This window comes from Stenotrophomonas sp. 220_Sma (assembly GCF_056487375.1).
Genome location: NZ_CM151348.1, coordinates 1,093,258 through 1,114,724 on the forward strand (window position 1 = coordinate 1,093,258; position 21,467 = coordinate 1,114,724).

General features: G+C 66.9%; 22 protein-coding genes and 1 pseudogene. 13 read left to right on the forward strand and 10 right to left on the reverse strand.

Translation table 11 applies throughout. The features are described 5' to 3' along the window. Positions 1-153 precede the first annotated feature (153 nt). Positions 154-558 (reverse strand): GFA family protein, encoded by a 405-nt coding sequence (locus ACZLIB_RS05260; RefSeq protein ID WP_012510263.1) that lies wholly within the window; start codon positions 556-558, stop codon positions 154-156. A gap of 171 nt (positions 559-729) precedes the next feature. On the opposite strand from ACZLIB_RS05260, the gene ACZLIB_RS05265 reads away from it, so the two are divergent. Both ACZLIB_RS05265 and ACZLIB_RS05270 read left to right on the forward strand, forming a co-directional pair. Then, positions 730-1,704, forward strand: coding sequence for a lipoprotein N-acyltransferase Lnb domain-containing protein (locus tag ACZLIB_RS05265; RefSeq protein WP_197616535.1), 975 nt, complete (start codon positions 730-732; stop codon positions 1,702-1,704). Further along, positions 1,704-3,725 (forward strand): esterase/lipase family protein, encoded by a 2,022-nt coding sequence (locus ACZLIB_RS05270; protein ID WP_032127736.1) that lies wholly within the window; start codon positions 1,704-1,706, stop codon positions 3,723-3,725. The genes ACZLIB_RS05265 and ACZLIB_RS05270 overlap by 1 nt, the downstream gene beginning before the upstream one ends. A gap of 38 nt (positions 3,726-3,763) precedes the next feature. Here ACZLIB_RS05270 and ACZLIB_RS05275 read toward each other — a convergent pair. Continuing rightward, a pseudogene (locus tag ACZLIB_RS05275) lies at positions 3,764-5,185 on the reverse strand (MFS transporter). A 29-nt stretch (positions 5,186-5,214) separates the two neighbouring features. Here ACZLIB_RS05275 and soxR point away from each other — a divergent pair. Beyond that, positions 5,215-5,649, forward strand: coding sequence for a redox-sensitive transcriptional activator SoxR (soxR, locus tag ACZLIB_RS05280; RefSeq protein WP_032127734.1), 435 nt, complete (start codon positions 5,215-5,217; stop codon positions 5,647-5,649). Between the two features lie 73 nt (positions 5,650-5,722). Here soxR and ACZLIB_RS05285 read toward each other — a convergent pair whose 3' ends face one another. Further along, positions 5,723-6,325 carry a short chain dehydrogenase gene (locus ACZLIB_RS05285; RefSeq protein WP_094002029.1) on the reverse strand — a complete coding sequence of 201 codons (603 nt, stop codon included), beginning with the start codon at positions 6,323-6,325 and terminating at the stop codon, positions 5,723-5,725. Between the two features lie 100 nt (positions 6,326-6,425). Between ACZLIB_RS05285 and ACZLIB_RS05290 the strand changes: the two genes are divergently transcribed. Next, on the forward strand, positions 6,426-7,301 hold the full coding sequence (locus tag ACZLIB_RS05290; RefSeq protein ID WP_478469293.1) for a LysR family transcriptional regulator: 876 nt from the start codon (positions 6,426-6,428) through the stop codon (positions 7,299-7,301). 59 nt (positions 7,302-7,360) lie between these two features. Here ACZLIB_RS05290 and proC read toward each other — a convergent pair whose 3' ends face one another. Continuing rightward, positions 7,361-8,182, reverse strand: coding sequence for a pyrroline-5-carboxylate reductase (gene proC, locus ACZLIB_RS05295; RefSeq protein WP_478469294.1), 822 nt, complete (start codon positions 8,180-8,182; stop codon positions 7,361-7,363). An 18-nt stretch (positions 8,183-8,200) separates the two neighbouring features. Beyond that, positions 8,201-8,878 carry a YggS family pyridoxal phosphate-dependent enzyme gene (locus ACZLIB_RS05300; RefSeq protein WP_107431432.1) on the reverse strand — a complete coding sequence of 226 codons (678 nt, stop codon included), beginning with the start codon at positions 8,876-8,878 and terminating at the stop codon, positions 8,201-8,203. A gap of 87 nt (positions 8,879-8,965) precedes the next feature. On the opposite strand from ACZLIB_RS05300, the gene ACZLIB_RS05305 reads away from it, so the two are divergent. The 3 genes from ACZLIB_RS05305 (at position 8,966) to ACZLIB_RS05315 (ending at position 12,410) form a co-directional block, all read left to right on the forward strand. Continuing rightward, complete coding sequence (locus ACZLIB_RS05305; protein ID WP_006422551.1) at positions 8,966-10,003, forward strand: type IV pilus twitching motility protein PilT; 1,038 nt, start codon at positions 8,966-8,968, stop codon at positions 10,001-10,003. Positions 10,004-10,082: 79 nt separating this feature from the next. Continuing rightward, positions 10,083-11,246 (forward strand): PilT/PilU family type 4a pilus ATPase, encoded by a 1,164-nt coding sequence (locus ACZLIB_RS05310; RefSeq protein ID WP_049400675.1) that lies wholly within the window; start codon positions 10,083-10,085, stop codon positions 11,244-11,246. Between the two features lie 180 nt (positions 11,247-11,426). Further along, on the forward strand, positions 11,427-12,410 hold the full coding sequence (locus tag ACZLIB_RS05315) for an aldo/keto reductase (protein WP_049400676.1): 984 nt from the start codon (positions 11,427-11,429) through the stop codon (positions 12,408-12,410). 35 nt (positions 12,411-12,445) lie between these two features. Here the strand turns inward: ACZLIB_RS05315 and ACZLIB_RS05320 are convergent, their stop codons facing one another. Next, on the reverse strand, positions 12,446-13,345 hold the full coding sequence (locus tag ACZLIB_RS05320; protein WP_478469295.1) for a LysR family transcriptional regulator: 900 nt from the start codon (positions 13,343-13,345) through the stop codon (positions 12,446-12,448). A gap of 303 nt (positions 13,346-13,648) precedes the next feature. Between ACZLIB_RS05320 and ACZLIB_RS05325 the strand changes: the two genes are divergently transcribed. From ACZLIB_RS05325 to ACZLIB_RS05335, 3 genes are all read left to right on the forward strand, one after another. Further along, on the forward strand, positions 13,649-13,861 hold the full coding sequence (locus ACZLIB_RS05325; protein WP_423163231.1) for a DUF4287 domain-containing protein: 213 nt from the start codon (positions 13,649-13,651) through the stop codon (positions 13,859-13,861). Positions 13,862-13,957: 96 nt separating this feature from the next. Then, positions 13,958-14,407 carry a GNAT family N-acetyltransferase gene (locus ACZLIB_RS05330; protein ID WP_478469297.1) on the forward strand — a complete coding sequence of 150 codons (450 nt, stop codon included), beginning with the start codon at positions 13,958-13,960 and terminating at the stop codon, positions 14,405-14,407. 93 nt (positions 14,408-14,500) lie between these two features. After that, positions 14,501-15,208, forward strand: coding sequence for a YitT family protein (locus tag ACZLIB_RS05335; protein ID WP_032130182.1), 708 nt, complete (start codon positions 14,501-14,503; stop codon positions 15,206-15,208). A gap of 73 nt (positions 15,209-15,281) precedes the next feature. On the opposite strand, the gene ACZLIB_RS05340 is transcribed toward ACZLIB_RS05335, so the two are convergent. Both ACZLIB_RS05340 and ACZLIB_RS05345 read right to left on the reverse strand, forming a co-directional pair. Next, positions 15,282-15,824, reverse strand: a complete 543-nt coding sequence (locus ACZLIB_RS05340) for a DNA-3-methyladenine glycosylase I (RefSeq protein WP_049400680.1) — start codon at positions 15,822-15,824, stop codon at positions 15,282-15,284. Beyond that, complete coding sequence (locus tag ACZLIB_RS05345) at positions 15,821-17,608, reverse strand: DUF4153 domain-containing protein (RefSeq protein ID WP_478469298.1); 1,788 nt, start codon at positions 17,606-17,608, stop codon at positions 15,821-15,823. The genes ACZLIB_RS05340 and ACZLIB_RS05345 overlap by 4 nt, the downstream gene beginning before the upstream one ends. Positions 17,609-17,699: 91 nt before the next feature. On the opposite strand from ACZLIB_RS05345, the gene ACZLIB_RS05350 reads away from it, so the two are divergent. Genes ACZLIB_RS05350 through ACZLIB_RS05360 form a run of 3 tightly spaced genes read left to right on the forward strand, consistent with a single transcriptional unit; the run spans position 17,700 to position 19,719 of the window. Further along, positions 17,700-18,266: a YqgE/AlgH family protein gene (locus tag ACZLIB_RS05350; protein WP_478469300.1), complete on the forward strand. Its 567-nt coding sequence runs from the start codon at positions 17,700-17,702 to the stop codon at positions 18,264-18,266. Next, complete coding sequence (gene ruvX, locus ACZLIB_RS05355; protein WP_121504005.1) at positions 18,259-18,753, forward strand: Holliday junction resolvase RuvX; 495 nt, start codon at positions 18,259-18,261, stop codon at positions 18,751-18,753. The genes ACZLIB_RS05350 and ruvX overlap by 8 nt, the downstream gene beginning before the upstream one ends. A 15-nt stretch (positions 18,754-18,768) precedes the next feature. Continuing rightward, complete coding sequence (locus ACZLIB_RS05360; protein WP_032130186.1) at positions 18,769-19,719, forward strand: aspartate carbamoyltransferase catalytic subunit; 951 nt, start codon at positions 18,769-18,771, stop codon at positions 19,717-19,719. A 122-nt stretch (positions 19,720-19,841) separates the two neighbouring features. Here ACZLIB_RS05360 and ACZLIB_RS05365 read toward each other — a convergent pair whose 3' ends face one another. Both ACZLIB_RS05365 and ACZLIB_RS05370 read right to left on the reverse strand, forming a co-directional pair. After that, entirely contained in the window at positions 19,842-20,333 is a 492-nt protein-coding gene (locus ACZLIB_RS05365) for an REP-associated tyrosine transposase (protein ID WP_032130187.1), read from the reverse strand. 277 nt (positions 20,334-20,610) lie between these two features. Next, a complete protein-coding gene (locus tag ACZLIB_RS05370) occupies positions 20,611-21,429 on the reverse strand; it encodes a carboxylesterase family protein (protein ID WP_478469301.1) in 819 nt (272 codons plus the stop codon). Between the last annotated feature and the right edge of the window lie 38 nt (positions 21,430-21,467).

Sequence of the window (21,467 nt, forward strand, 5' to 3'; positions counted from 1 at the left end):
TCTCTGGCCCGGCCGCAGACCTGTTCCTTCCCCGGTCGCCACCGAACCGCAGGCGACGCCCCGCCGGCCCTGGCTGAAGCGCCCGGTGCGGGCAGGCCGCAGCGGCATGGCCCCCTGGCAGAAGGTTGCCGCACCGCCACGGCGCACGCGCCACTAACCGGTGCGGTCTGCGGGATGGTTGACCCCATCATTGACCGGGATCACACCCAGCGCGAACGGGTCGATGCCTTCCAGGCAGGCCACGTTGTAGCCGTACTGTTCCGGGTTGGAGCGGCGCCGGTGATGGGTGTAGATGCCGCACACGCCACAGAAATAGTGCTCGGCCACATGGGTGTTGAACTGGTACAGCTGCAGGTGGTTCTGCCCGCGCACCACCTGCAGGCCCGCGCGGCTGACGCTGGCGGCAATGGCCCCCCGGCGCCGGCACATCGAGCAGTCGCAGCGGCGGGGTTCGACAATACCGTCCGGCAGGTCCAGCAGCAGTTCGACCGTGCCGCAGTGGCAGGTGGCTCGGTGCCGGGGTTGGACCGGAACGCCGGCCACGGAAGTGATGCCCATCGTTGCTCCTGTGAAGTGAACCTGGCCGCAGAGGCCGCCGCCGACGGTGCGCCGCCCAGCCTGAACGGTCCGTAGATGCCACGGTGAACCCGCTTGTGGCTAACTATGCGGCTTCAAGACCGCGACAGGATGCCAGTGAACGCCGCAGGACGTTGGATGACAGGGAGTGCCATGGCGCTGGCGGCGCTGTGGGTGAGCGGGCTGCTGGCCTACCAGCTGCCGGGGCCGGGTTGGCTGGCCACCGGCGTGGCCGTGCTGTGGCTGCTGGTGGCGCTGTGGGCGTCCTGGCGGGTCGCGCGGGGACGTGCCTCGCGCCGCCTCGGCACGGCCTTCGGTGCGGCGCTGGCGCTGGCCGGCCTGTGGTGGCTGCTGCTGACCCCGCGCCAGGACCGCGTGTGGGCCGATGACGTGGCCCAGCGCCTGCACGTGGTGTCCTTCGACGGGCGCCACGTGGTGCTGGACAACGTGCGCGACTTCAGCTGGCGCAGCGAAACCGACTACGACGCGCACTGGGTGCGCCGCGAATACGACCTGGACCAGCTGCGCTCGGCCGACCTGGTGCTGTCGTACTGGATGGGCCCAGCGATCGCCCACACCCTGATCTCGTTCGGTTTCGAGGATGGTCGCCACGTGGTGTTCTCGCTGGAGATCCGCAAGGAGCGCGGTGAGTCGTTCTCCGCGCTGGGCGGCTTTTTCCGCAAGTTCGAGATGACCCTGGTGGCTTCGGAGGAGACCGACATCATCCGCACCCGCACCAACGCGCGTGGCGAAGATGTCTACCTGTACCGCCTGCATGGCATGGACCGCGCGCAGCTGAAGGAACTGTTCGCCGCGTACATCGAACAGGCGCGTGAACTGGATGCCAAGCCGGGCTTCTACAACACGCTGACCAGCAACTGCACGACCATCGTCTTCGACCTGGCCCGCCACATCGCACCGCGCCTGCCGTTGGACTATCGGCTGCTGCTGTCCGGTTACCTGGCCGAGTACGCGCAGGAGGTCGGTGCACTCACGCCGGGCGTGCCGTACGCCGAGCTGCACGACAAGGGCCGCATCACCCAGCGCGCATTGGACCTGGGTGATGGCGAGCATTTCTCCACCGTGATCCGCCAGGGCGTGCCCGGCACCGAGCAGGACCCGCAGTAATGACCCAACTCTTTCTGACCCGCTGGCAGCGCCTGCTGCCGGTGTTGTTCGCCGCCTTCCTGCTGCTGGGCAGCAGCGGCTGCGCGATGGTCACCGTCAAGCAGGTCAAATCCAGTGATTCACTGGTCAACAAGCGCGCGGATGTGCTCAACACTGGCAAGCTCAGCCCTGCCGCGCGTGAAACGCTCAGCGCAGCGGGCCTGGACGAATCGCAGTGCGAGAAGGACTTCCTGGTCTGCCGCAGCACGTTGCTGATGACCGACGACCTCAATGTCGAGCAGCGGCTGTCGGCGCTGTCCGAGCTGTGGGTGAAGGCTGCATTGGCGATGACGCCGAAGAAGACCGCCGCAGGCGACCCGCCGATGAGCGATGCGGCATTGGATGCCTGGCTGGAAGCCGCGCGCTATGCCTATGCCTACCTGTTCTACAGTGGCCGCTCACCGTCCGACCGGGCCTTCGAGGACCGGCAGACGCAGGTGCGCGACTACTACAACTACGCGGCCGAGAAGGCGGCGGTGGTGTTGTTCGTGCGCGCACGTGCCGCTGCGCTGGCCGGCGAGGACTACACGAAGCCGCTCACGGTCGGTAGCTGGTCGCTGGCCTCCAACTACCAGCAGCTGGGTCTGAAGAGCATTCCGGCGCAGCTGGTGCCAGCGGGAACGGTCAGCTTCGTTGGCCTGCGCAGCACCTATCGCCGCGATGGTTTCGGTGCCGAGCTGGTGATGGTGATGGACCCGCCGAAACTGGTCGCGCCAGTGATCGCGCCCGACGGCCCGAAGGCTGAAACCGCGCAGGACGACGAGGACGACGAGCGTCGTGGCCGCCGCCACCGCCATGACGATTCGGTGCCCGAGTTCAGTGAGATGTCCTCGATCAACGTCACCGCACTGCTGCGGTTCGAGGGCAGCAGCCTGGAAGACGTGATGCGCACGCGCCGGGTCGAGCTGGATGCCTATTCGCCGGAAGCGACCGAGCGCATCACTCTGCACGGTGAGCAGGTACCGCTGGCCGGCAACTTCACTGCCGCCTACGGCCTGTGGCTGGCGCAGAGTGGCTTCGCCCGGCAGTCGCTGCGCACCCTGTTCGGCATGAGCGAGGGCATCGGCGAGCCGCACATCTACCTGATGCAGCCGTGGGACCCGAACCGCCGCATCATCTTCATGCTGCACGGCCTGGCCAGCAGCCCGGAAGCGTGGGTGAACCTGGCCAACGAGATCATGGGTGACCCCGAGCTGCGCCAGCAGTTCCAGGTGTGGCAGGTCTATTACCCGACCAATGCGCCGATCGCGCTGAACCGCTACGAGATCGCCAATGCATTCAACGACACGCTGAAGCATTTCGATCCCAACGGCAGCACGCGTGCGTCGAAGGACATGGTCTACATCGGTCACAGCATGGGCGGCGTGCTGGCGCGCCTGCTGGTGAGCGATTCCGGCGATGTACTGTGGAACGACCTGCTGGCCAACTACGACCTGAAGGGGGAACGGCTGAAGCGGGTGCAGAACAAGCTGGGTCCGCTGCTGCATTTCAAGGCACAGCCGAACGTGGAGCGTGCGATCTTCATCGCCGCGCCGCACCAGGGCACCGACATTGCCGGCAACAAGGTCGGTCGCCTGATTGGTCGCCTGGTACGCCTGCCGCTGACAATCCTCGGCAAGTTCGAGGACGTGTTCATGGCGCTGGCGCAGGCCGAGCAGCAGGTCGATGGCACCGCCAAGCCGAAGATCCCGAACAGCATCGACAACCTCAAGGCCAGCGATCCGTTCGTGAAGGCCGCCGCACAGCTGCCGATTGAGGCGGGCCTGAAGTACCACTCGATCATCGCCCAGCGCAAGCCGGAGCTGCCGGTGGAAAAATCCGATGATGGGCTGGTGCCGTACTGGAGCGCACATCTGCCGGGCGCGCTGTCGGAGAAGGTGATCATCTCCGGCCACAGCGTGCAGGAAACCCCGCAGGCGGTGCTGGAGGTGAGGCGCATCCTGCACCGGGATATCGATGACATGGGGACCGGCAGCCGGTAGTGCCGGCCGCTGGCCGGCAATCCCGCAATGCGGCGGTGCTACACCCGTCGTGCGATCACCGTGGCCAGCAGCGCCAGGCCGAAGGTGATCGCCAGGCACAGCACGTAGCCGGTGTGGGGTGCGCTTTGCACGAACAGCGCGAACAGTGCACCGGAAACCGCCAGTGCGGTGGTCACCGACAGCGCCTCGCTCAGCTGCAGTGCCGAGGTGTTGGCACCCTGCTCGTGCGGTGCGGACAACGACAGCGTCAGCACCGACAGGCTGGCGTAGATCATGCCCATGCCAAAGCCGGTCATGGCCCAGCCGACCAGGGCCACCGGCAGCGGCACTGCGTTGAACAGCACGGCCAGTGTGGCGGCGATACCGATCGTCATCAGCGGTGTGCCAACGCGCAGCAGCTGCTGGCGTGACCAGCCGCGCTGCTGGTGGCCCTGCAGCCATGAACCGGCGAACCAGCCCAGTGCACCAAGACTGAGCACGGCACCGGCCCAGCTGGGCGAGAGCCCGCGTTCGCGCTGCAACAGCAGTGGCAGGTAGGCCTCACAGGCGAAGAATGCGGCCGCCGCGACGCCGCGCAGCGCGATCACGCTGGGCAATCCGCGGCGCAGCAGCAACGTGCCGGCTGGCAACAGGCGGTGCACGCAGAACAGCAGCGCAAGCATGGCCACGCCGATGCAGAGCAGCGCAGGCAGGCCCTACTGCTGGCCGCCGAAGTAAAGCAGCAGCGCCGCCAGCGAGGCGCCGCTGGCCCAACGCACCACGTTGCCGCGACCATCGTCGCTGCTTCCTGCATCGCTCGGTTGCATGCGCGCCAGCGCCGGGCGCAGCAGCAGCGCGGCCGGGACCGCCAGCAGTGGCACGGCCAGGAACACCCAGCGCCAGCCGAGATGCTGCACGATCAGCCCGCTCAGCGCGGGACCGATCATCGACGGCACCACCCAGCCGGCGGAGAACGCGGCGAATACCTTCGGGCGCAGGTGTTCGGGATAGCTGCGGCCAACCATCACGTACAGCGAGACCGAGATCGCGCCTGCGCCCAGGCCCTGTAGCAGGCGCCCGGCCACCAGCATGCCCATGCGCATGGCGAAGCCGGCCAGCAGCAGGCCCAGCACGAAGCAGCCCAGGCCATACCACAGCGGCCGAGCTGGTCCCTGGCGGTCGGCCCAGCGTCCGGCCAGGGTCATGCCGATGACACTGGTGGCCAGGGTGCCGCCAAAGGCCAGCGCATACAGGCGCAGGCCATCCAGCGCCTCGGCCACGGTCGGCATGGCGGCCGCCACCGCAAGGGCCTCGAAGGCATGCAGCGCCACCAGTGCCACCATGCCGATGGTGGTGGCGCGATAGCGGGGAGACAGGATCGACGTATCAGCCGGCGCACGGGCGTCGGCGGGCGAAAGAGTGGGGGACATACGAGTCAGATGCGGGCCGCGCTTGTCAACTGGCGGCGAAGATAGCAGCATGCCACCTCAACTGCAGTTTAGGTCAAGCAATGGTTTCCCAGGAACTCAGCGTTGGCGAAGTCTCCCAGCGCAGTGGCGTGGCGGTTTCCGCGCTGCATTTCTACGAGCGCAAGGGGCTGATCAGCAGCCTGCGCACCTCGGGCAACCAGCGGCGCTACAGCCGTGATGTGCTGCGACGGTTGGCCGTGATCCGCGTCGCGCAACGGGTGGGCATGCCACTGGAAGCTGTCGGCCGTGCCTTCGAAAGCCTGCCCGAGGGCCGCGCGCCGACCAAGGCCGACTGGGCCAAGCTGTCCGCGCGCTGGCGCACCGAGCTGGAGGAGCGCATCCACATGCTGGAACTGCTGCGCGATGAACTGACCGGCTGCATCGGCTGCGGCTGCCTGTCGCTGCAGCGCTGCCGCCTGGCCAACCCCGAAGACGTCCTCGGCGAACGCGGCGACGGCCCGATGCGCTGGGAGTGATCCGCGAAAAGGGGACGGAGGGGATTATGTCGTTTGTGCATTAACGACTTAATCCCCTCCGTCCCCTTTTTTCTTACCAGACCGTGATCGTCTCGCCGCTCTGGATGCCTTCCACCGCGCGCTGGAAGGCCAGCGCCGCGCGCTGCGCGCTCACCGCTTCGAAGCCTGGGAAATAGGGGCCGTAAGCCGCCATCGATTCGATCAGCACGTTCGGGCTGACCACGTTGATGCGCAGGCCACGCGGCAGCAGCTCCAACGCGGCGGCGCGCACGAAGCCCTCCAGTGCGGCATTCACCGAGGTGGCGTTGACGCCATCGCGGATCGGCTGTGCGCTGACGATGCCGCTGGTCAGGGTGATCGAACCGCCGGCGTTGAGGTGGTGCTGCGCGGCCAGTGCCAGTCGCACCTGGCCCAGCAGCTTGTCCTGCAGGCCGAGGTTGAACTGCTCGGGCGTCATCTCCTGCAGCGGGCCGAAGTGCAGCTTGCCAGCGGTTGAGATCACCGCATCGACCGGGCCGGTACGCGCGAACAGTTCGGCAACGCTGGCGTCGTCGGTCAGGTCGACGCGCAGCTCACCGCTGTTGCGGCCGGCGGCGAGGATCTGATGCTGCTGGCCGAGCTGGTGGGCGACTGCTTGGCCGAGGGTGCCGCTGGCACCGACGAGGAGGATCTTCATGGCCGTTCCTTGCGAGAGGGGGAATGAGCGCAGTCTGCGCCCTCACAGTGGGGTTAGGTAAGCGGCGTATGCTTCGCAGATTCCTAACTCTGGATTAGCAATGGATACCCTTCGCTGCATGCAGGCCTTCGTCGCCGTGGCCGAGTCCGGGAGCTTTGCAGGAGCTGCCGAACAGCTGCAGGTGTCGGCGGTGATGGTCGGCAAGTACATCCAGCAACTGGAGGTGCACCTGGGTACCGCGCTGCTGCAACGGAACACCCGCCGCCAGCGCCTGACCGAAGCCGGCAGCGCCTACCTGGCCGGGTGCCGGCAGGTGCTGGAGCAGGTGCAGCAGGCGGAGGCGGACGTGGCCGGCCTGCAGGTACAACCCCGCGGACTGCTGCGGGTCAGCGCGCCAACTACCTGGGGCAGTTGTGTGCTGGCGCCACAACTGGCCGGCCTGCTGCGCGCGCAGCCGCAGTTGAACATCGAACTGGACCTGAGCAACCGCCGCGTGGACCTGATCGAGGATGGCTTCGACGTGGCAATCCGCGTTGGGCCGCTGCCGTCACAGGAGGTGGTGGCGCGGCCGCTGCCGCCGTATGCAATGAGCCTGTGTGCGGCACCGTCCTACCTGCGCCGGCGCGGCACGCCGCGCACGCCCGCGGATCTGCAGGGGCATGATTGCCTGAGCCACCTGGCCTGGCGCGGCGGCCATGGCTGGCAGCTGGCCAACGGCGAACAGGTGGACTGGGAAGCGCGCCTGACCTGCAATGATGGTGTCGCGTTGCGCGAGGCCGCCGTGGCCGGCGCAGGGCTGGTGCTGCAGCCGACCGCGCTGCTGGCCGGCGAAATCGCGGCCGGGCGGTTGAAGCCGCTGCTGCGCGACTACCTGCCCGAACCGCGGCCCATGCATCTGATCTACCTGCCGGATCGACGGCCGCGCCCGCGGTTGCAGTGCTTCGTCGATTTCGTCATGGCCACATTGGGGCAATGAACATCCACGCCATGCGTGGATGATGGTAGGTGCCGACCGTTGGTCGGCACACATCGGGATCAATCATTCGCCGCAGACAGTTCCTGCCCACGTACCTGCGCGGCGCGCAGCGCGGTGTCCACCAGCGCCTCGAAACCACCGGCCTGGAAGCTCTCGATCGCGGCCTGGGTGGTGCCGTTCGGCGAGGTCACGCGACGGCGGAGCTCGGCCGGGCTTTCACCGGCCTCATCAAGCATGCGCGAGGCGCCCAGCAGGGTCTGCACCACCAGCGTGCGCGCCGCTTCTGCAGGCAGGCCCTGTGCGATACCCGCCGCTTCCATCGCTTCGGCCAGCAGGAACACATAGGCCGGCCCACTGCCGGAGACCGCGGTGACCGAATCCATCAGCGACTCGCTGTCGATCCACACCGTGCGCCCGGCACTGGCCAGCACCTGTTCAGCGCGTGCGTGCTGCTGCGCGTCCACCGACGCGGTGGCGTACAGGCCGGTCACGCCGGCGCCGAGCAGGGCCGGTGTGTTCGGCATCGCGCGCACCACAGGCAGGTTCCCGCCCAGCCAGCGTTCAAGCTGCGTGCTGGTGATGCCGGCGGCAATCGACACCACCAGCGGTCGGTTCGCCTGTGCCAGCGCCTGCAGCGACTGGCATACATCGCGCAGTACCTGCGGCTTCACCGCCAGCAGCCAGGTATTGCCCTGTGCGGCCGCATCGGCGGCGTTGTCGTGCACCTGCACGCCGAAGTCCACCGCCAGTGACTCGCGCAGTGCGGCCACCGGTTCGGCCACGTGGATGTGCGCGGCAGGCACGCCCTGGCGGATCAGGCCGGCGATCAGGCTGCGGGCCATGTTGCCGCCGCCGATGAAGGTGATGGAATCAGCTGCCATGGAAGTCTCCTTGGAAAATCAGGCCGGGCCCGGGCGGGCGCCGAACAGGGCGGTGCCGATGCGCACCAGGGTGGCACCCTCGGCGATGGCTTCGGCGTAGTCGCTGCTCATGCCCATCGACAGCGTGTCGATCCGCGCGTGCTGGGCAGCCAGCGACTGGAAAAGTGTGCGCATGCGCACGAATGCATCCCGACGGCGCTCCGCTTCCGGCCACGGTGCGGGAATCGCCATCAGGCCACGCAGGCGCAGGCTGGGTTCGGCGGCAATCGCGGCGGCCAGTGCATCCACTTCTTCCGGTGCACAGCCATGCTTGCTGGATTCATCGTCGATGTTGACCTGGATCAGTACGTTCAGCGGGCCACGCGCGGCCGGGCGATGGCGTGCCAGCGCGGTCACCAGCTTGGAACGGTCCACGCTCTGCACCCAGTCGAAATGGCTGGCCACGGCATCGGCCTTGTTCGACTGCAGGTGGCCGATCAGGTGCCATTCCAGCGCCAGGTGCTGCAGCGCCTGCATCTTGGCCAGTGCTTCCTGCACGTAGTTCTCGCCGAAGGCGTGCTGGCCCTGTGCGGCCAGCGCGGCCACGGCCTCGGCCGGCTGGGTCTTGGACACCGCCAGCAGGCGTGGGTCGGGCCTGCCAGCGGCCTCGGCGGCGGCGTGCAGGTTGCTCAGGATCTGGGGCAGGGGAGTGGCCACGTAACGCGTTCCGTTGAATCAGGAGGCTATACTGCCGCCCGGGGAAAGATCCTTCCAGTCGAAGCCGTTATTGGGGAGTAGCCGCTCATGGATATCGCCGAGCTGTTGGCGTTTTCCGTAAAGAACAAAGCGTCCGACCTGCACCTGTCCGCAGGCCTGCCGCCGATGATCCGCGTGGACGGCGACGTGCGCCGGATCAACATCCCAGCCTTGGACCACAAGCAGGTCCACGCGCTGGTGTACGACATCATGTCCGACAAGCAGCGCCGCGATTACGAGGAATTCCTCGAAGTGGACTTCTCCTTCGAGATCCCGTCGCTGGCGCGCTTCCGTGTCAACGCGTTCAACCAGAACCGCGGCGCCGGTGCGGTGTTCCGTACCATTCCGTCCGAGGTGCTCACCCTCGAGGACCTGGCCTGCCCGCCGTTGTTCCGCGAAGTGATCCAGCAGCCGCAGGGCCTGATCCTGGTGACCGGCCCGACCGGCTCGGGCAAGTCGACCACGCTGGCGGCGATGATCGACTACATCAACAAGAACGAATACGGCCACATCCTCACCGTCGAGGATCCGATCGAATTCGTGCACACCTCGCAGAAGTGCCTGATCAACCAGCGCGAAGTGCACCGCGATACGCATGGCTTCAACGAAGCGCTGCGCTCGGCACTGCGTGAAGACCCGGACATCATCCTGGTCGGCGAACTTCGTGACCTGGAAACCATCCGCCTGGCACTGACCGCCGCGGAAACCGGCCACCTGGTGTTCGGCACTCTGCACACCAGCTCGGCGGCCAAGACCATCGACCGTATCATCGACGTGTTCCCGGCCGGCGAAAAGCCGATGGTGCGTTCGATGCTGTCCGAATCGCTGCGTGCGGTGATCTCGCAGGCGCTGCTGAAGAAGGTCGGTGGCGGGCGTACCGCTGCATGGGAAATCATGGTCGGCACCCCGGCCATCCGCAACCTGATCCGCGAGGACAAGGTGGCGCAGATGTACTCGGCCATCCAGACCGGCCAGCAGTACGGCATGATGACCCTGGACCAGCACCTGCAGGACCTGGTCAAGCGCAGCCTGATCACCCGCAACCAGGCCCGCGACTACGCCAAGGACAAGCGCCTGTTCGAGTAAGGCGGGGCAGCAACGGGGCGGCGTGCGCCAGTGCGCCGCCGTTTCCGCGCCGTTTCCGCCTCCGACCGTTTCCTGGTACATGCCCCATTGGGAGCCCGCCGTGAACACCACCGCGACCACCATCGATTTCACTTCGTTCCTCAAGCTGATGGCGCACCAGCGCGCCTCGGACCTGTTCATCACCGCGGGCATGCCGCCGGCGATGAAGGTCAACGGCAAGATTTCGCCGATCACGCAGACACCACTGACCCCGCAGCAGAGCCGCGACCTGGTCCTGAACGTGATGACCCCGGCGCAGCGCGAGGAATTCGAGAAGACCCACGAGTGCAACTTCGCCATCGGCCTGTCCGGCGTCGGCCGCTTCCGCGTCAGCTGCTTCTACCAGCGCAACCAGGTCGGCATGGTGCTGCGTCGCATCGAGACGCGCATTCCGACCGTGGAAGAGCTGAGCCTGCCGCCGATCATCAAGACGCTGGCGATGACCAAGCGCGGCATCATCCTGTTCGTCGGTGCCACCGGTACCGGTAAATCGACCTCGCTGGCGGCGATGATCGGTTACCGCAACCAGAACTCGACCGGCCACATCATCACCATCGAAGACCCGATCGAATTCGTGCACAAGCACGAGGGCTGCATCATCACCCAGCGCGAAGTCGGCATCGATACCGACAGCTGGGAAGCCGCGTTGAAGAACACCCTGCGCCAGGCGCCGGACGTGATCATGATCGGCGAGGTGCGTACCCGCGAAGGCATGGACCACGCCATCGCGTTTGCCGAAACCGGCCACCTGGTGCTGTGCACCCTGCATGCCAACAACGCCAACCAGGCGATGGACCGCATCGTCAACTTCTTCCCGGAAGATCGTCGCAACCAGTTGCTGATGGATCTGTCGCTGAACCTGAAGGGCGTGGTCGCGCAGCAGCTGGTGCCGTCGCCCGATGGCCGCTCGCGCAAGGTGGCGATGGAGATCCTGCTGGGCACGCCGCTGGTGCAGGACTACATCCGCGACGGCGAGATCCACAAGCTGAAGGAAGTGATGAAGGACTCGGTCCAGCTGGGCATGAAGACCTTCGACCAGAGCCTGTTCGAGCTGTACCAGGCGGGCGAGATCAGCTACGAGGACGCGCTGCGCTACGCCGATTCGCAGAACGAAGTGCGCCTGCGCATCAAGCTCAGCCAGGGCGGCGACGCCCGCACCCTGTCGCAGGGGCTGGATGGCGTGGAGATCTCCGAGATCCGGTGATCTGCGTGTTCCGTAGCGTCGAGCCTGCTCGACTGTTCTTGTCGAGTCGAGCAAGCTCGACTCTACGGGCGGGCGGCTGCGCGAATTGATGAATTCCAGTCATGACCAACTGCAACGCTGCCCATTCAATCGGTTGCCCTTGCAGGCGTATCGTCAGCGCTCCCCCTCTGGAGCACGACGATGCAGACACGTGAACTCGGCCGCAGTGGCCTGAAGGTCTCCGCCCTGGGCCTGGGCTGCATGGGCCTGAGCCATGGCTACGGCCAACCGGTGGAGCGCAGCCAGGGCATCGCCCTGCTGCAGGCCGCCGTCGAGCGTGGCGTGACCTTCTTCGACACCGCCGAAGTGTACGGCCCCTACACCAACGAAGACCTGCTCGGCGAGGCGCTGGCGCCGTACCGCGACAGGCTGGTGATCGCCACCAAGTTCGGCTTCAAGGATGCGCGCGTCGATACCGGCCTGGACAGTCGCCCGGAGAACATCCGTGCGGTGGCCGAAGCCAGCCTCAAGCGCCTGCGCACCGACCATATCGACCTGTTCTACCAGCACCGCGTCGACCCGAACGTGCCGATCGAGGATGTGGCCGGTACCGTGCGCGACCTGATCGCCGAAGGCAAGGTCGGCCACTTCGGCCTGTCCGAGGCCAGTGCCGCCACCGTGCGTCGCGCCCATGCAGTGCAGCCGGTGGCCGCCGTGCAGAGCGAGTACTCGCTGTGGTGGCGTGAGCCGGAGCGCGAACTGTTGCCGACGTTGCAGGAACTGGGTATCGGCTTCGTGCCGTTCAGCCCGCTGGGCCGTGGCTTCCTGACCGGCGCGATCAACGCCGATACCACCTTCGACGCCAACGACTTCCGCAACACCGTGCCGCGTTTCGAAGTGGAAGCGCGTCGTGCCAACCAGGCACTGGTTGATCGCATCAGCACGATTGCTGCCGCACGTGGCGCGACGCCGGCGCAGGTGGCGCTGGCCTGGCTGCTGGCGCAGGCGCCGTGGATCGTGCCGATTCCGGGCACCACCAAGGTCCATCGCCTGGAAGAAAACCTGGGCGCGGCCGACCTGCAGCTGGCGCCGGAGGAACTGCAACGCATCGCGCAGGCGCTGGATGAAGTGTCGATTGTCGGTGAGCGCTACAACGCGCAGCGCGCCGCGCAGGCCAAGGGCTGATCACCAGGTGGGTGCGGACCGTTGGTCCGCACTCCTCAACTCCCCATCGGCCCGCGCAACGCATCAAGCACAGTGCGCATCGCCACGGTGACGTAGCGGCGTGACGGGTAATACGCGTAGTAGCCATCGAAGTGCGGGCACCAATCGTCCAGCACGGATTGCAGGCGGCCATCGTCCAGCATCGGCTGCACCTGGTCTTCCGGCAGCCAGGCCAGCCCGCTGCCGGCCAGTGCAGCCGCGCGGGTCATGCCCATGGTGTTGAAGGTCCACTGACCGGTCACGCGCAGGCTCAGTTCGTTGCCGTCCTGGCCAAAATCCCACGGCATCAGCCCACCATGCGTAGGCAGGCGCAGGGTGATGCAGTTGTGGTTGGCCAGGTCGTGCGGATGCCGTGGCACCACATGCTGGCGGAAGTAGCTGGGTGCACCGACCACGCGCATGCGCAGCGGCGGGCTGATCGGCACGGCGATCATGTCGCGGGCCAGGCGTTCGCCGAGGCGGATGCCGATGTCGTAGCGCTCGGCGACGATATCGGCCAGGCCGTAGTCGGTGGTCAGTTCCACCTTCAGGTCCGGATAGCGCTGCAGCAGAGGCGCCAGCCGCGGCCAGGCAAGGTACTCGGCGGCATGGCCGGTGGCATTGATGCGGATGGTGCCGGCCGGGCGTTCGCGGTACTCGGCCAGTGCGGCCAGTTCATCCTCGATCTCGGCCAGGCGTGGGGCGAGGGTCTCGAGCAGGCGCGCACCGGCTTCGGTGGTGGACACGCTGCGGGTGGTGCGGGTCAGCAGGCGCACGCCGAGGCGCTCTTCCAGGCCGCGCATGGCATGGCTGAGCGCGGACTGGGAGACACCCAGCTGGGCGGCGGCCCTGGTGAAGCTGCCTTCGCGGGCAACGTGGACGAAGGCCTGCAGGTCGTTGAGGTTTTCACGGGGCATGAAGGGATGATACGGCCGGGCTGCGCCCGGCACCCGCCGAAACAACGTCAATGGCAACGTCAAAAGCTGGCTTCCTGAGGGGAGGCGGGGTGGCTCAGGTTGCGGGGGACGGCGCAAGTACGTCCATGTAGCCTCGGTCGCGCCATCCATGGCGCTCACGCCCCCGCAACCTGAGCCGCCCCGCCTTCGACAATTTCCCGCGAGCTGTTGGAACGGCTCCGACCCCATTCTGTGTAGGCGTGTGGGGATGTCGATTTCAGGGACTGTGGTTCGTCGAATGAATGACTTCAACGGGAGCTGCACATGAGCACTGACACCAGGCCGAAAGGCCCGGCCTCGTACTTCCCCTCCATCGAGAAGACCTATGGGCAACCGGTGACGCACTGGTTCGGGCTGCTGGCGGGCAAGAAGGGCCTGAAACACATGGAACTGGTCAGCTTCCTGAAAAGCGAGCATGGGGTGGGCCACGGCCATGCCAATGCGTTGGTGGCGCACCATCTGGCCGGAAAGGGCTGAGCAGGCAACCCGGCGCTGAACGGTCGTGTGGGGGTCAGGCTACACGGCCTCCGGGGTCAGGCAGACTGGGCGTTCATCCCGAGGCAGGACGCCCTCATGCAGGTCACGCTGGACGCGATCACCGTCGACAACTACGAAGCCGTGTGCGATCTCGACGTCAGCGAGGCGCAGCAGGACTTCGTGGCCGGCAATACCTGGTCGCTGGTGCAGGCAGCATTCCATCCCGGCTACCAGACCCGCGCCATCCAGGCCGATGGCGAGCTGGTCGGGTTCTTCATGTGGGTGCCGGAGACGCCGCAGCGCATCTCGATCTGGCGCTTCATGGTCGATCAGCGCTGGCAGGGGCGTGGCATCGGGCGGCGCGCGCTGGAACTGGCGCTGGCGCAGATCCGGGACACGCCCGGCCTGGCCGAGATCGAGATCTGCTACAACCCGAGCAATCCGGTGGCGGGCGCCTTCTATGGCAGCTTCGGTTTCGTCGAAACCGGCATGGACGATGATGGCGAGGACATGCTGGCCGTGCTGCCGGTGATGCCTCCGGAATAACCTGAATGGGCGAGCGCAGCTGAACGATTTCATCTGCAACTGTCATGCAGATCGTGTCTAATATCGCTCCCCACCTGCTGTTCCCCCACCCGTATGTCCCTTCCCGCCCATGGCCCCGCGCCGTGCGACGACGCTGACGGCCACCTGGTCACCGCCGGTCCGCTGACCCCGCCGCCCGACAGTGCCGGCACCACCGCCGACGAAAAAGCGCTGCGCCACTCGATCGCCGAGGACGTGCAGGGCATGGTGCTGGCCACGATGGTGGCCTCGCTCGGCCTGGCCATCTTCGCCAAGGGTGGGCTGATGATCGGCGGCATGGCCGGCATGGCCTTCCTGCTGCACTACTCAATGGGTTGGAACTTCGGCCTGGTGTTCGTGCTGGTCAACCTGCCGTTCTACTGGGTGGCGCTGCGCCGCATGGGCTGGGAATTCACCCTGAAGACCTTCGCTGCGGTCACCGCCTGTGGCGTGCTGACCGACCTGCTGCCGCGCTGGATCGACTTCTCGCACATCAACCCGCTGTATTCGGCGATCGTCGGTGGTGCGTTGTCCGGCCTGGGCATCCTGTTCTTCATCCGCCACCGCGCCAGCCTCGGCGGCATCGGTATCCTGGCGGTGTACCTGCAGCGCACCCGCGGCTGGAGCGCGGGCAAGGTGCAGATGTCCTACGACGCCTGCCTGATGGTGGCCGCGTTCTTCGTGCTGTCGCCGTCGAAGGTGCTGTACTCGGCGATCGGCGCGGTGGTGCTCAGCCTGGTGCTGATGTTCAACCACCGCCCGGGCCGTTACATGGGCGTGTGACGATTCGACGGTAGTGCCGGCCGCTGGCCGGCAACACCTGCAGCATTCCGAGGTTGCCGGCCAGCGGCCGGCGCTACCGGGAGGCCTGCAACCACGGCGGCGACAGCGTCAGCAGCCGCGCATGCACCGGGCAGTCCTCGGCGTGCGCACCGGGCAGGTAGCCCAGGCTCATCAGGAATTCGCCGGTGATCTCGCCGCCGGTGAAGCGGAACGTCTTCTTGAACAGCTTCACCCAGTCGGCCTTGCTGCGCGGATGGTGCGCGTCCAGCCACGCCGCGAAGCTGCCGTGGCTGGCCCGCAGCTGCTGGATCACCTGTGCGTTGTGGATCGCCGCCAGCACCTTCAGCCGGTTGCGGATGATGCCCGCGTCCGACAGCAGCCGTTCGATGTCCTGCTCGGCGTAGGCTGCAACCCGATCCACATCGAAGCCGTCATAGGCCGCGCGGAAGCCCTCGCGCTTCTTCAGGATTGTCTCCCAGCTGAGGCCGGCCTGGTTGATCTCCAGCACCAGCCGCTCGAACAGCTCGCGCTCGTCACGCTGCGGGAAGCCGTACTCGTTGGCGTGGTAGTAGTCGTGCACCGGATGGCCCGGGGCGATGAGGCAGTAACCGCTCATGGGGAAGACTCGTTGGATTCGGGTTCGGGATCGATGGCCAGCGCGGGGCGTCCGCCGATGGACAGCATCGGCCAGCGCGGTGGCGCAAGCGTGAGTTTGCCGTCACGCAGGGCCTGGTTGATCGCCTCGGCCTGGCCGCTGACGGTGCCGAACAGCGAACCGGCCCGGCGCCACTGGCCATCCCCGCCACGTGCGTACAGCACGCAGTCCGGCCCACGGTGGGTGTACAGCTCGCACAGCAGCACCTCGGTGCTGCCGTCGCCATCCAGGTCGCGATGCACGATCAGGCAGTCGCGCTCGCTCTGGGCGCAGGATTCGCCATTGATCGCGCGGGTGGCCAGTGCCTGCCACCAATCGTCCGGTGGCGAGCTGGATCCCTTGGCCAGCTTCAGCGCGCGCTGCAGGGCGGCGACGTCCTGCAGACCCTTGTCCAGGCGCTGTCCATCGTCCCAGCGCGAGGTACGTGCCAGCGCGGCAGCGATCACCTGTGGCGCGTTGGCATCGGCGGTGATGGCCGGATCACGCTGCAGCTCGCGCAGCGCCTGCACGCCACGGCGCCCAAGATCGAAGCGCAGCACGTTGACGTCACTGCTGGTGATCGCTGGCGGGTCCGCACCTAGGCGCGCCAACTGGCTGGACAGGGTCAGCCGCACCGGGTCCAGCAGCGGCGAGTTGCCCAGCAAGGCCAATGCCAGCACCACCCAGCACATCCAGCGGTTGACCGGTTCCAGTGTCTGCAACCAGCGGGGCTGCCGGCGCAGCACCGCCAGTGCATAGCCCACGGCATAGCCAGCCACGGCCAGCGCGATCAGCACCGCCCAGAAGCGGTCCAGGGTCCAGCCGTACTGCACCACGCGCAGGCCCAGTGCATACAGTGCCAGCACCGCATAGACCGGCAGCGCCAGCAGGCTGGCCTCGACCAGCCGGCGCAGCACGACGGGGTAGGGCGCGGTGTCGTCGCCCTGCTGGTAGACCGCATTGGTGAATGACACCAGCAGCAGCGACAGCACCAGCAGCAGGCTGGCGGCCGAGCGGGTCTTCCACAGCGGCTCCAGCCCGGTCAGCGGCAGGCTCAGCACGAACAGCACGGCGATGAACGAGAGCAGCGGCAGCAGCCCGCGGCAGATCGCGAACAGCACCTGGCGGGTGATCTGGATCGCGCGGTGCTGGGTGCGCCCGATCAGCACGCCGAACCCGGCCAGGCTGCCGGTGGCCAGCGCGATGAACGCGTCCTGCCGGAACAGGTCGCGGAAGATGGTCACGTCGAGCAGCTGGAACAGCGCCGCCCACAGCCACAACAGCAGCCAGGTCAGCCCGGTGAACAGCGCCGCCAGGGCCAGGGTCAGGCCGTTCTGCCAGGCGCGCTCGAACAGCTCCGGATAGCTGGCGCGCCAATGCCCGTGCTGCAGCTGGAACTGCCACCAGGGCAGGGCCACGAACACTGCTACGGCCATGCCCACGGTCAGCGGGAACTGCAGCGCGCCCGAATCCAGCGCGGTCTCGCCGTTGAGGTTCCAGCCGATCCAGGCGGCCAGCGCCAGCACCACCGCCGAGCCGAGCGCGGCCTGCAGCCACAGGCGGCGCTGGCCCAGCTCGACCAGGCTCAGCGCCACCGCGCTGGGAATGGCCAGCACCCAGGCATACCAGCAGTAGCGCCAGCCGATATCGCGGAACGGCCACGCATCGGACAGCTCCTGCGCGGCATACAGCATCAGGCCCTGCAGCAGCGCGATCAGGACGATGGCGCTGCGTGCCGGCAGGGTCAGGGGCGATGAAGACTGCATCGACGACCTTCCATGGCAAAGCACCATCCTAGCCCATCGCGGTTCGGCGCCATCGCGCGACCATCCCGCCCCCAGCAGGTAGAATGGGGCCATGCCTGTTACGCCGACTTCCCTTGCCGATCACCTGCTCGTCGCGCTGCCGTCGCTGCTCGACGCGACCTTTGCCCGCAGCGTCGCGCTGATCTGCCAGCACGACGAGAACGGGGCGATGGGCGTGCTGGTCAACCAGCCTTCCGAGTACACGCTGGGGGAAGTGCTTGCACAGATGGACATCACCACCGGTGATGGCGACCTGCAGGCGCGCATGGTGCTCAACGGCGGCCCGGTGCATCCCGAACGTGGCTTCGTCATCCATGACGACGCACGCGCATGGGATTCCAGCCTGATCGTGGGCGACGGCCTGTACCTGACCACCTCGCGCGACATCCTCGAAGCGATGGCGCGCGGCGAAGGCCCGGCCAATGCCGTGGTCACCCTCGGCTGTGCCGGTTGGGGTGCAGGGCAGCTGGAAAACGAGCTGTCCGAGAACAGCTGGCTGACCGTGCCGGCCGATGCCGAGCTGGTGTTCCAGCTGCCGCTGGAGCAGCGTTGGCAGGGCGCGGCTTCGCGCATCGGCGTGGACCTGTTCCGGCTGACCGACTACAGCGGCCATGTCTGAGCCCATCACGCCCGCGCCGGATTCTGCTGCCCCGGCCATCCGCCGTGATGGCACCGTTCTGGGGTTCGATGTCGGCTCGCGCCGCATCGGCGTGGCCATCGGCAGTGCCTTCGCTGCGCATGCGCGCGCGGTGGCGGTGGTCGATGTGCACGGCAACGGCCCGGACTGGACCGCGATCGAACGCCTGATCAAGGAATGGAAGCCCGATGGCCTGGTGGTCGGCGACCCGCTGACCCTGGACGGCCAGGACCAGCCCAACCGCAAGCGCGCGCAGGGCTTTGCCCGCCAGCTGCGGGAACGTTTCAAGCTGCCGGTGGTGATGATCGACGAGCGTTCCAGCTCGGTCGAGGCCGCCCGCCGCTTCGCTGTCGAGCGCGCCGAAGGGCGCAAGCGCCGCCGTGATGCGGCCGCCCTCGATGCCGTTGCCGCGGCGGTGATCATCGACCGTTGGCTGTCGTCGCCGGACGACGCCACCCCCATTCCCTGACTGCCCGACACCGCCATGACCGCCCAGCAACTCGATGCCTCCGGCCGCCTGCGCCACCTGCTGACCCTCGAAGGCCTTCCGCGCGACACCCTGCTGCAGCTGCTTGACCGGGCAGGGCAGATTCGCGACGCCGCGGTCGGTCGTGTCGGCAACAAGCGCCACGTGCTGGCCGGTTCGGCGGTGTGCACGCTGTTCTTCGAACCGTCCACGCGCACCCGCAGCTCGTTCCAGCTGGCCGCGCAGCGCCTGGGCGCCGACGTACTGAACTTCGATGCATCGACCTCGTCCACGCGCAAGGGCGAAACCGCCTGCGACACGCTGCGCAACCTGGAGGCGATGGGCGTGCGCGGCTTCGTGGTGCGCCACCCGGATGATGGCGCCGTGGCCGCACTGGCCGAGGCAGCGGGTGAGGGCACTGCACTGATCAACGCCGGTGACGGGCGCAGCGCGCACCCGACCCAGGGCCTGCTGGACATGCTGACCCTGCGCCAGGCCAAGGGCCCGGATTTCTCGAAGATGAAAGTGGTGATCGTCGGCGACGTGAAGCACTCGCGCGTGGCCCGCACCGACCTGCATGCGCTGCGTACGCTCGGCGTGGGCGAGATCCGCGTGTGCGGCCCGCAGTCGCTGCTGCCCGACGACGAGACCCTGAAGGGCTGCGTGGTCGGTGATGATTTCGACGCGATGCTGGAAGGCGTCGACGCGCTGATGATGCTGCGCCTGCAGCGCGAGCGCATGGAAGAAGGCCTGGTGCCGTCGCTGGAGCAGTACCACGCGCAGTACGGCCTGACCAACGAACGCCTGGCCCGCGCCGGCAAGGATGCCGCGGTGCTGCATCCAGGCCCGATCAACCGCGGCGTGGAAGTGACCGACGAGGTGGCCGACGGCCCGCAGTCGTGGGTGCTGCGCCAGGTCGCCAACGGCGTCGCCGTGCGCATGGCCGTGCTGGAAACGCTGCTGGGCTGACCACTTTGGTGGGTGCCAACCTTGGTTGGTACTGCTGTTGTGGTGGGTGCCAACCTTGGTTGGCACACTCACCGCTCCGCTTGTCCGCGCACCGCTTTGGTAGATGCCAACCTTGGTTGGCACTATCCACCGGAGCTCATGTCATCGGGTAGATCACATGATGCCCCAAGCTCCCATTCGCACCATGCATGGGGATATTGCCCCAACCGCGACGTCAGCCCGGCCCTGATCGGATTTCCCATCAGGTACATCGCATGTCGGTGCAACGATTCGTCCGAGCGGATCGCATGATCGTGATAGCAGGCCTGCCAGAAGCGCCCGACTCGCCCCAGCAGCCGGTTTGCCTGCTGGGCTGTGCGCGACTTGAAACGCTTCATGACGGTTTCCAGTGACCCGGCGCGCAGTTCGACCAGCCAGTGAATGTGGTCGGGCATGACCACGTAGGCAATCGAGCGGGTGAAGCCTTCCTGATCAAGTCGCTGGAATTCGCGCACTGCCAAGGCGGCCACTGCGGCGTTGGTGAAGAGCGGTGCGCGGTCATGGACGACTGTGGTGAGGATATAGCTGAGGCCGACGCTGGAGCGACGACCGAGCAGGAGACGTGTGTTCTGCATGGAGCAAGCATGGATGGGCCTGCTTCCAGTGAACATCGGGGAATGGCTTGGTTTCAGGTAGGCCAGTGCCAACCAAGGTTGGCAACTACCAGAGCAGTCAATGCCAACCAAGGTTGGCAACTACCGGAGCAGTCAATGCCAACCAAGGTTGGCAACTACCGGAGCAGTCAATGCCAACCAAGGTTGGCAACTACCGGAGCAGTCAATGCCAACCAAGGTTGGCAACTACCAGAGCAGTCAGTGCCAACCAAGGTTGGCAGCTACGAGAAACTGCGGTTCAGCGCTTCTGCGCGAATAGCCACGCCCACATGGCCGGGTCGGCGTAGGTAGCGTCCCAGGCATTGTGATTGCCTTCCGGGTACTCGGTGTAGCGCACATCGCGTGCGTTGGCGCTCTGGAATGCGGCATGCAGCCTGCGGTCGTCATCCGGAGGCACCACGTCGTCCAGCGCGCCGTGGAAGATCCAGATCGGCGTGTGCCGCAGGCGCTGCGCGATCACGGCATACGGATCGGTTTCCTGGACGACCTGCTCGACGAACAGGGTCGGACGCTTTGCGCGTGGTGCAAGTACTGCGCCGCACACGGGGACGATCGCAGCAAAACGGCGCGGGTCGTCCAGGGCGATGTTCCAGCTGCCGTAGCCGCCCATCGACATGCCGGTCAGGTACTGCCGTGCCGGGTCGGCGCCGAATTCGGCGATCGTCGCGTCCAGCGCGGCAACGGCCGCACGGTTGTTGCGGCCGCTCCATTCCTCATGGCCCGGTACCTGTGGGAACACCACCAGGGCAGGGAAGTCGGGATGCTCGCGCAGATAAGGCCCCAGCCCGGCGTGGGTCTGCTTGATGCCATCGGCGCCGCGCTCGCCCGAACCGTGCAGGAACAGGATGACCGGGACGTTGGAGGTTGCGGGCGTCTGCCCACCAGGGCTGTGGGCCTGCAGGCCCGCGGGAATGAACACCTGGTAGTAAGCCGTGTGTCCATCCACCTTCACCGCACGTGCTTCGAAGCGACCGCGCGCGCTGTCCGGCAGCGAAGTGCAACCGCTCATCATCAGAAGGGCCAGCAGTGGCAGCCAGCGCGACAGCAGACGGACCATGGGGTTTTCCGAAGCGGCGAGAACGCCTGCATCGTAGT

What these genes read in the sequence shown, in the direction of transcription:
- ACZLIB_RS05310 (WP_049400675.1), top strand. Translation starts at nt 10,083, where the DNA reads ATGCCCCATTGGGAGCCCGCCGTGAACACCACCGCGACCACCATCGAT.
- ACZLIB_RS05370 (WP_478469301.1), bottom strand. Translation starts at nt 21,429, where the DNA reads ATGGTCCGTCTGCTGTCGCGCTGGCTGCCACTGCTGGCCCTTCTGATG.
- ACZLIB_RS05365 (WP_032130187.1), bottom strand. Translation starts at nt 20,333, where the DNA reads ATGCAGAACACACGTCTCCTGCTCGGTCGTCGCTCCAGCGTCGGCCTC.
- ACZLIB_RS05260 (WP_012510263.1), bottom strand. Translation starts at nt 558, where the DNA reads ATGGGCATCACTTCCGTGGCCGGCGTTCCGGTCCAACCCCGGCACCGA.
- ACZLIB_RS05270 (WP_032127736.1), top strand. Translation starts at nt 1,704, where the DNA reads ATGACCCAACTCTTTCTGACCCGCTGGCAGCGCCTGCTGCCGGTGTTG.
- ACZLIB_RS05305 (WP_006422551.1), top strand. Translation starts at nt 8,966, where the DNA reads ATGGATATCGCCGAGCTGTTGGCGTTTTCCGTAAAGAACAAAGCGTCC.
- ACZLIB_RS05290 (WP_478469293.1), top strand. Translation starts at nt 6,426, where the DNA reads ATGGATACCCTTCGCTGCATGCAGGCCTTCGTCGCCGTGGCCGAGTCC.
- ACZLIB_RS05325 (WP_423163231.1), top strand. Translation starts at nt 13,649, where the DNA reads ATGAGCACTGACACCAGGCCGAAAGGCCCGGCCTCGTACTTCCCCTCC.
- ACZLIB_RS05330 (WP_478469297.1), top strand. Translation starts at nt 13,958, where the DNA reads ATGCAGGTCACGCTGGACGCGATCACCGTCGACAACTACGAAGCCGTG.
- ACZLIB_RS05265 (WP_197616535.1), top strand. Translation starts at nt 730, where the DNA reads ATGGCGCTGGCGGCGCTGTGGGTGAGCGGGCTGCTGGCCTACCAGCTG.
- ACZLIB_RS05315 (WP_049400676.1), top strand. Translation starts at nt 11,427, where the DNA reads ATGCAGACACGTGAACTCGGCCGCAGTGGCCTGAAGGTCTCCGCCCTG.
- ruvX (WP_121504005.1), top strand. Translation starts at nt 18,259, where the DNA reads ATGTCTGAGCCCATCACGCCCGCGCCGGATTCTGCTGCCCCGGCCATC.
- ACZLIB_RS05285 (WP_094002029.1), bottom strand. Translation starts at nt 6,325, where the DNA reads ATGAAGATCCTCCTCGTCGGTGCCAGCGGCACCCTCGGCCAAGCAGTC.
- ACZLIB_RS05350 (WP_478469300.1), top strand. Translation starts at nt 17,700, where the DNA reads ATGCCTGTTACGCCGACTTCCCTTGCCGATCACCTGCTCGTCGCGCTG.
- soxR (WP_032127734.1), top strand. Translation starts at nt 5,215, where the DNA reads ATGGTTTCCCAGGAACTCAGCGTTGGCGAAGTCTCCCAGCGCAGTGGC.
- proC (WP_478469294.1), bottom strand. Translation starts at nt 8,182, where the DNA reads ATGGCAGCTGATTCCATCACCTTCATCGGCGGCGGCAACATGGCCCGC.
- ACZLIB_RS05335 (WP_032130182.1), top strand. Translation starts at nt 14,501, where the DNA reads ATGTCCCTTCCCGCCCATGGCCCCGCGCCGTGCGACGACGCTGACGGC.
- ACZLIB_RS05320 (WP_478469295.1), bottom strand. Translation starts at nt 13,345, where the DNA reads ATGCCCCGTGAAAACCTCAACGACCTGCAGGCCTTCGTCCACGTTGCC.
- ACZLIB_RS05340 (WP_049400680.1), bottom strand. Translation starts at nt 15,824, where the DNA reads ATGAGCGGTTACTGCCTCATCGCCCCGGGCCATCCGGTGCACGACTAC.
- ACZLIB_RS05360 (WP_032130186.1), top strand. Translation starts at nt 18,769, where the DNA reads ATGACCGCCCAGCAACTCGATGCCTCCGGCCGCCTGCGCCACCTGCTG.
- ACZLIB_RS05345 (WP_478469298.1), bottom strand. Translation starts at nt 17,608, where the DNA reads ATGCAGTCTTCATCGCCCCTGACCCTGCCGGCACGCAGCGCCATCGTC.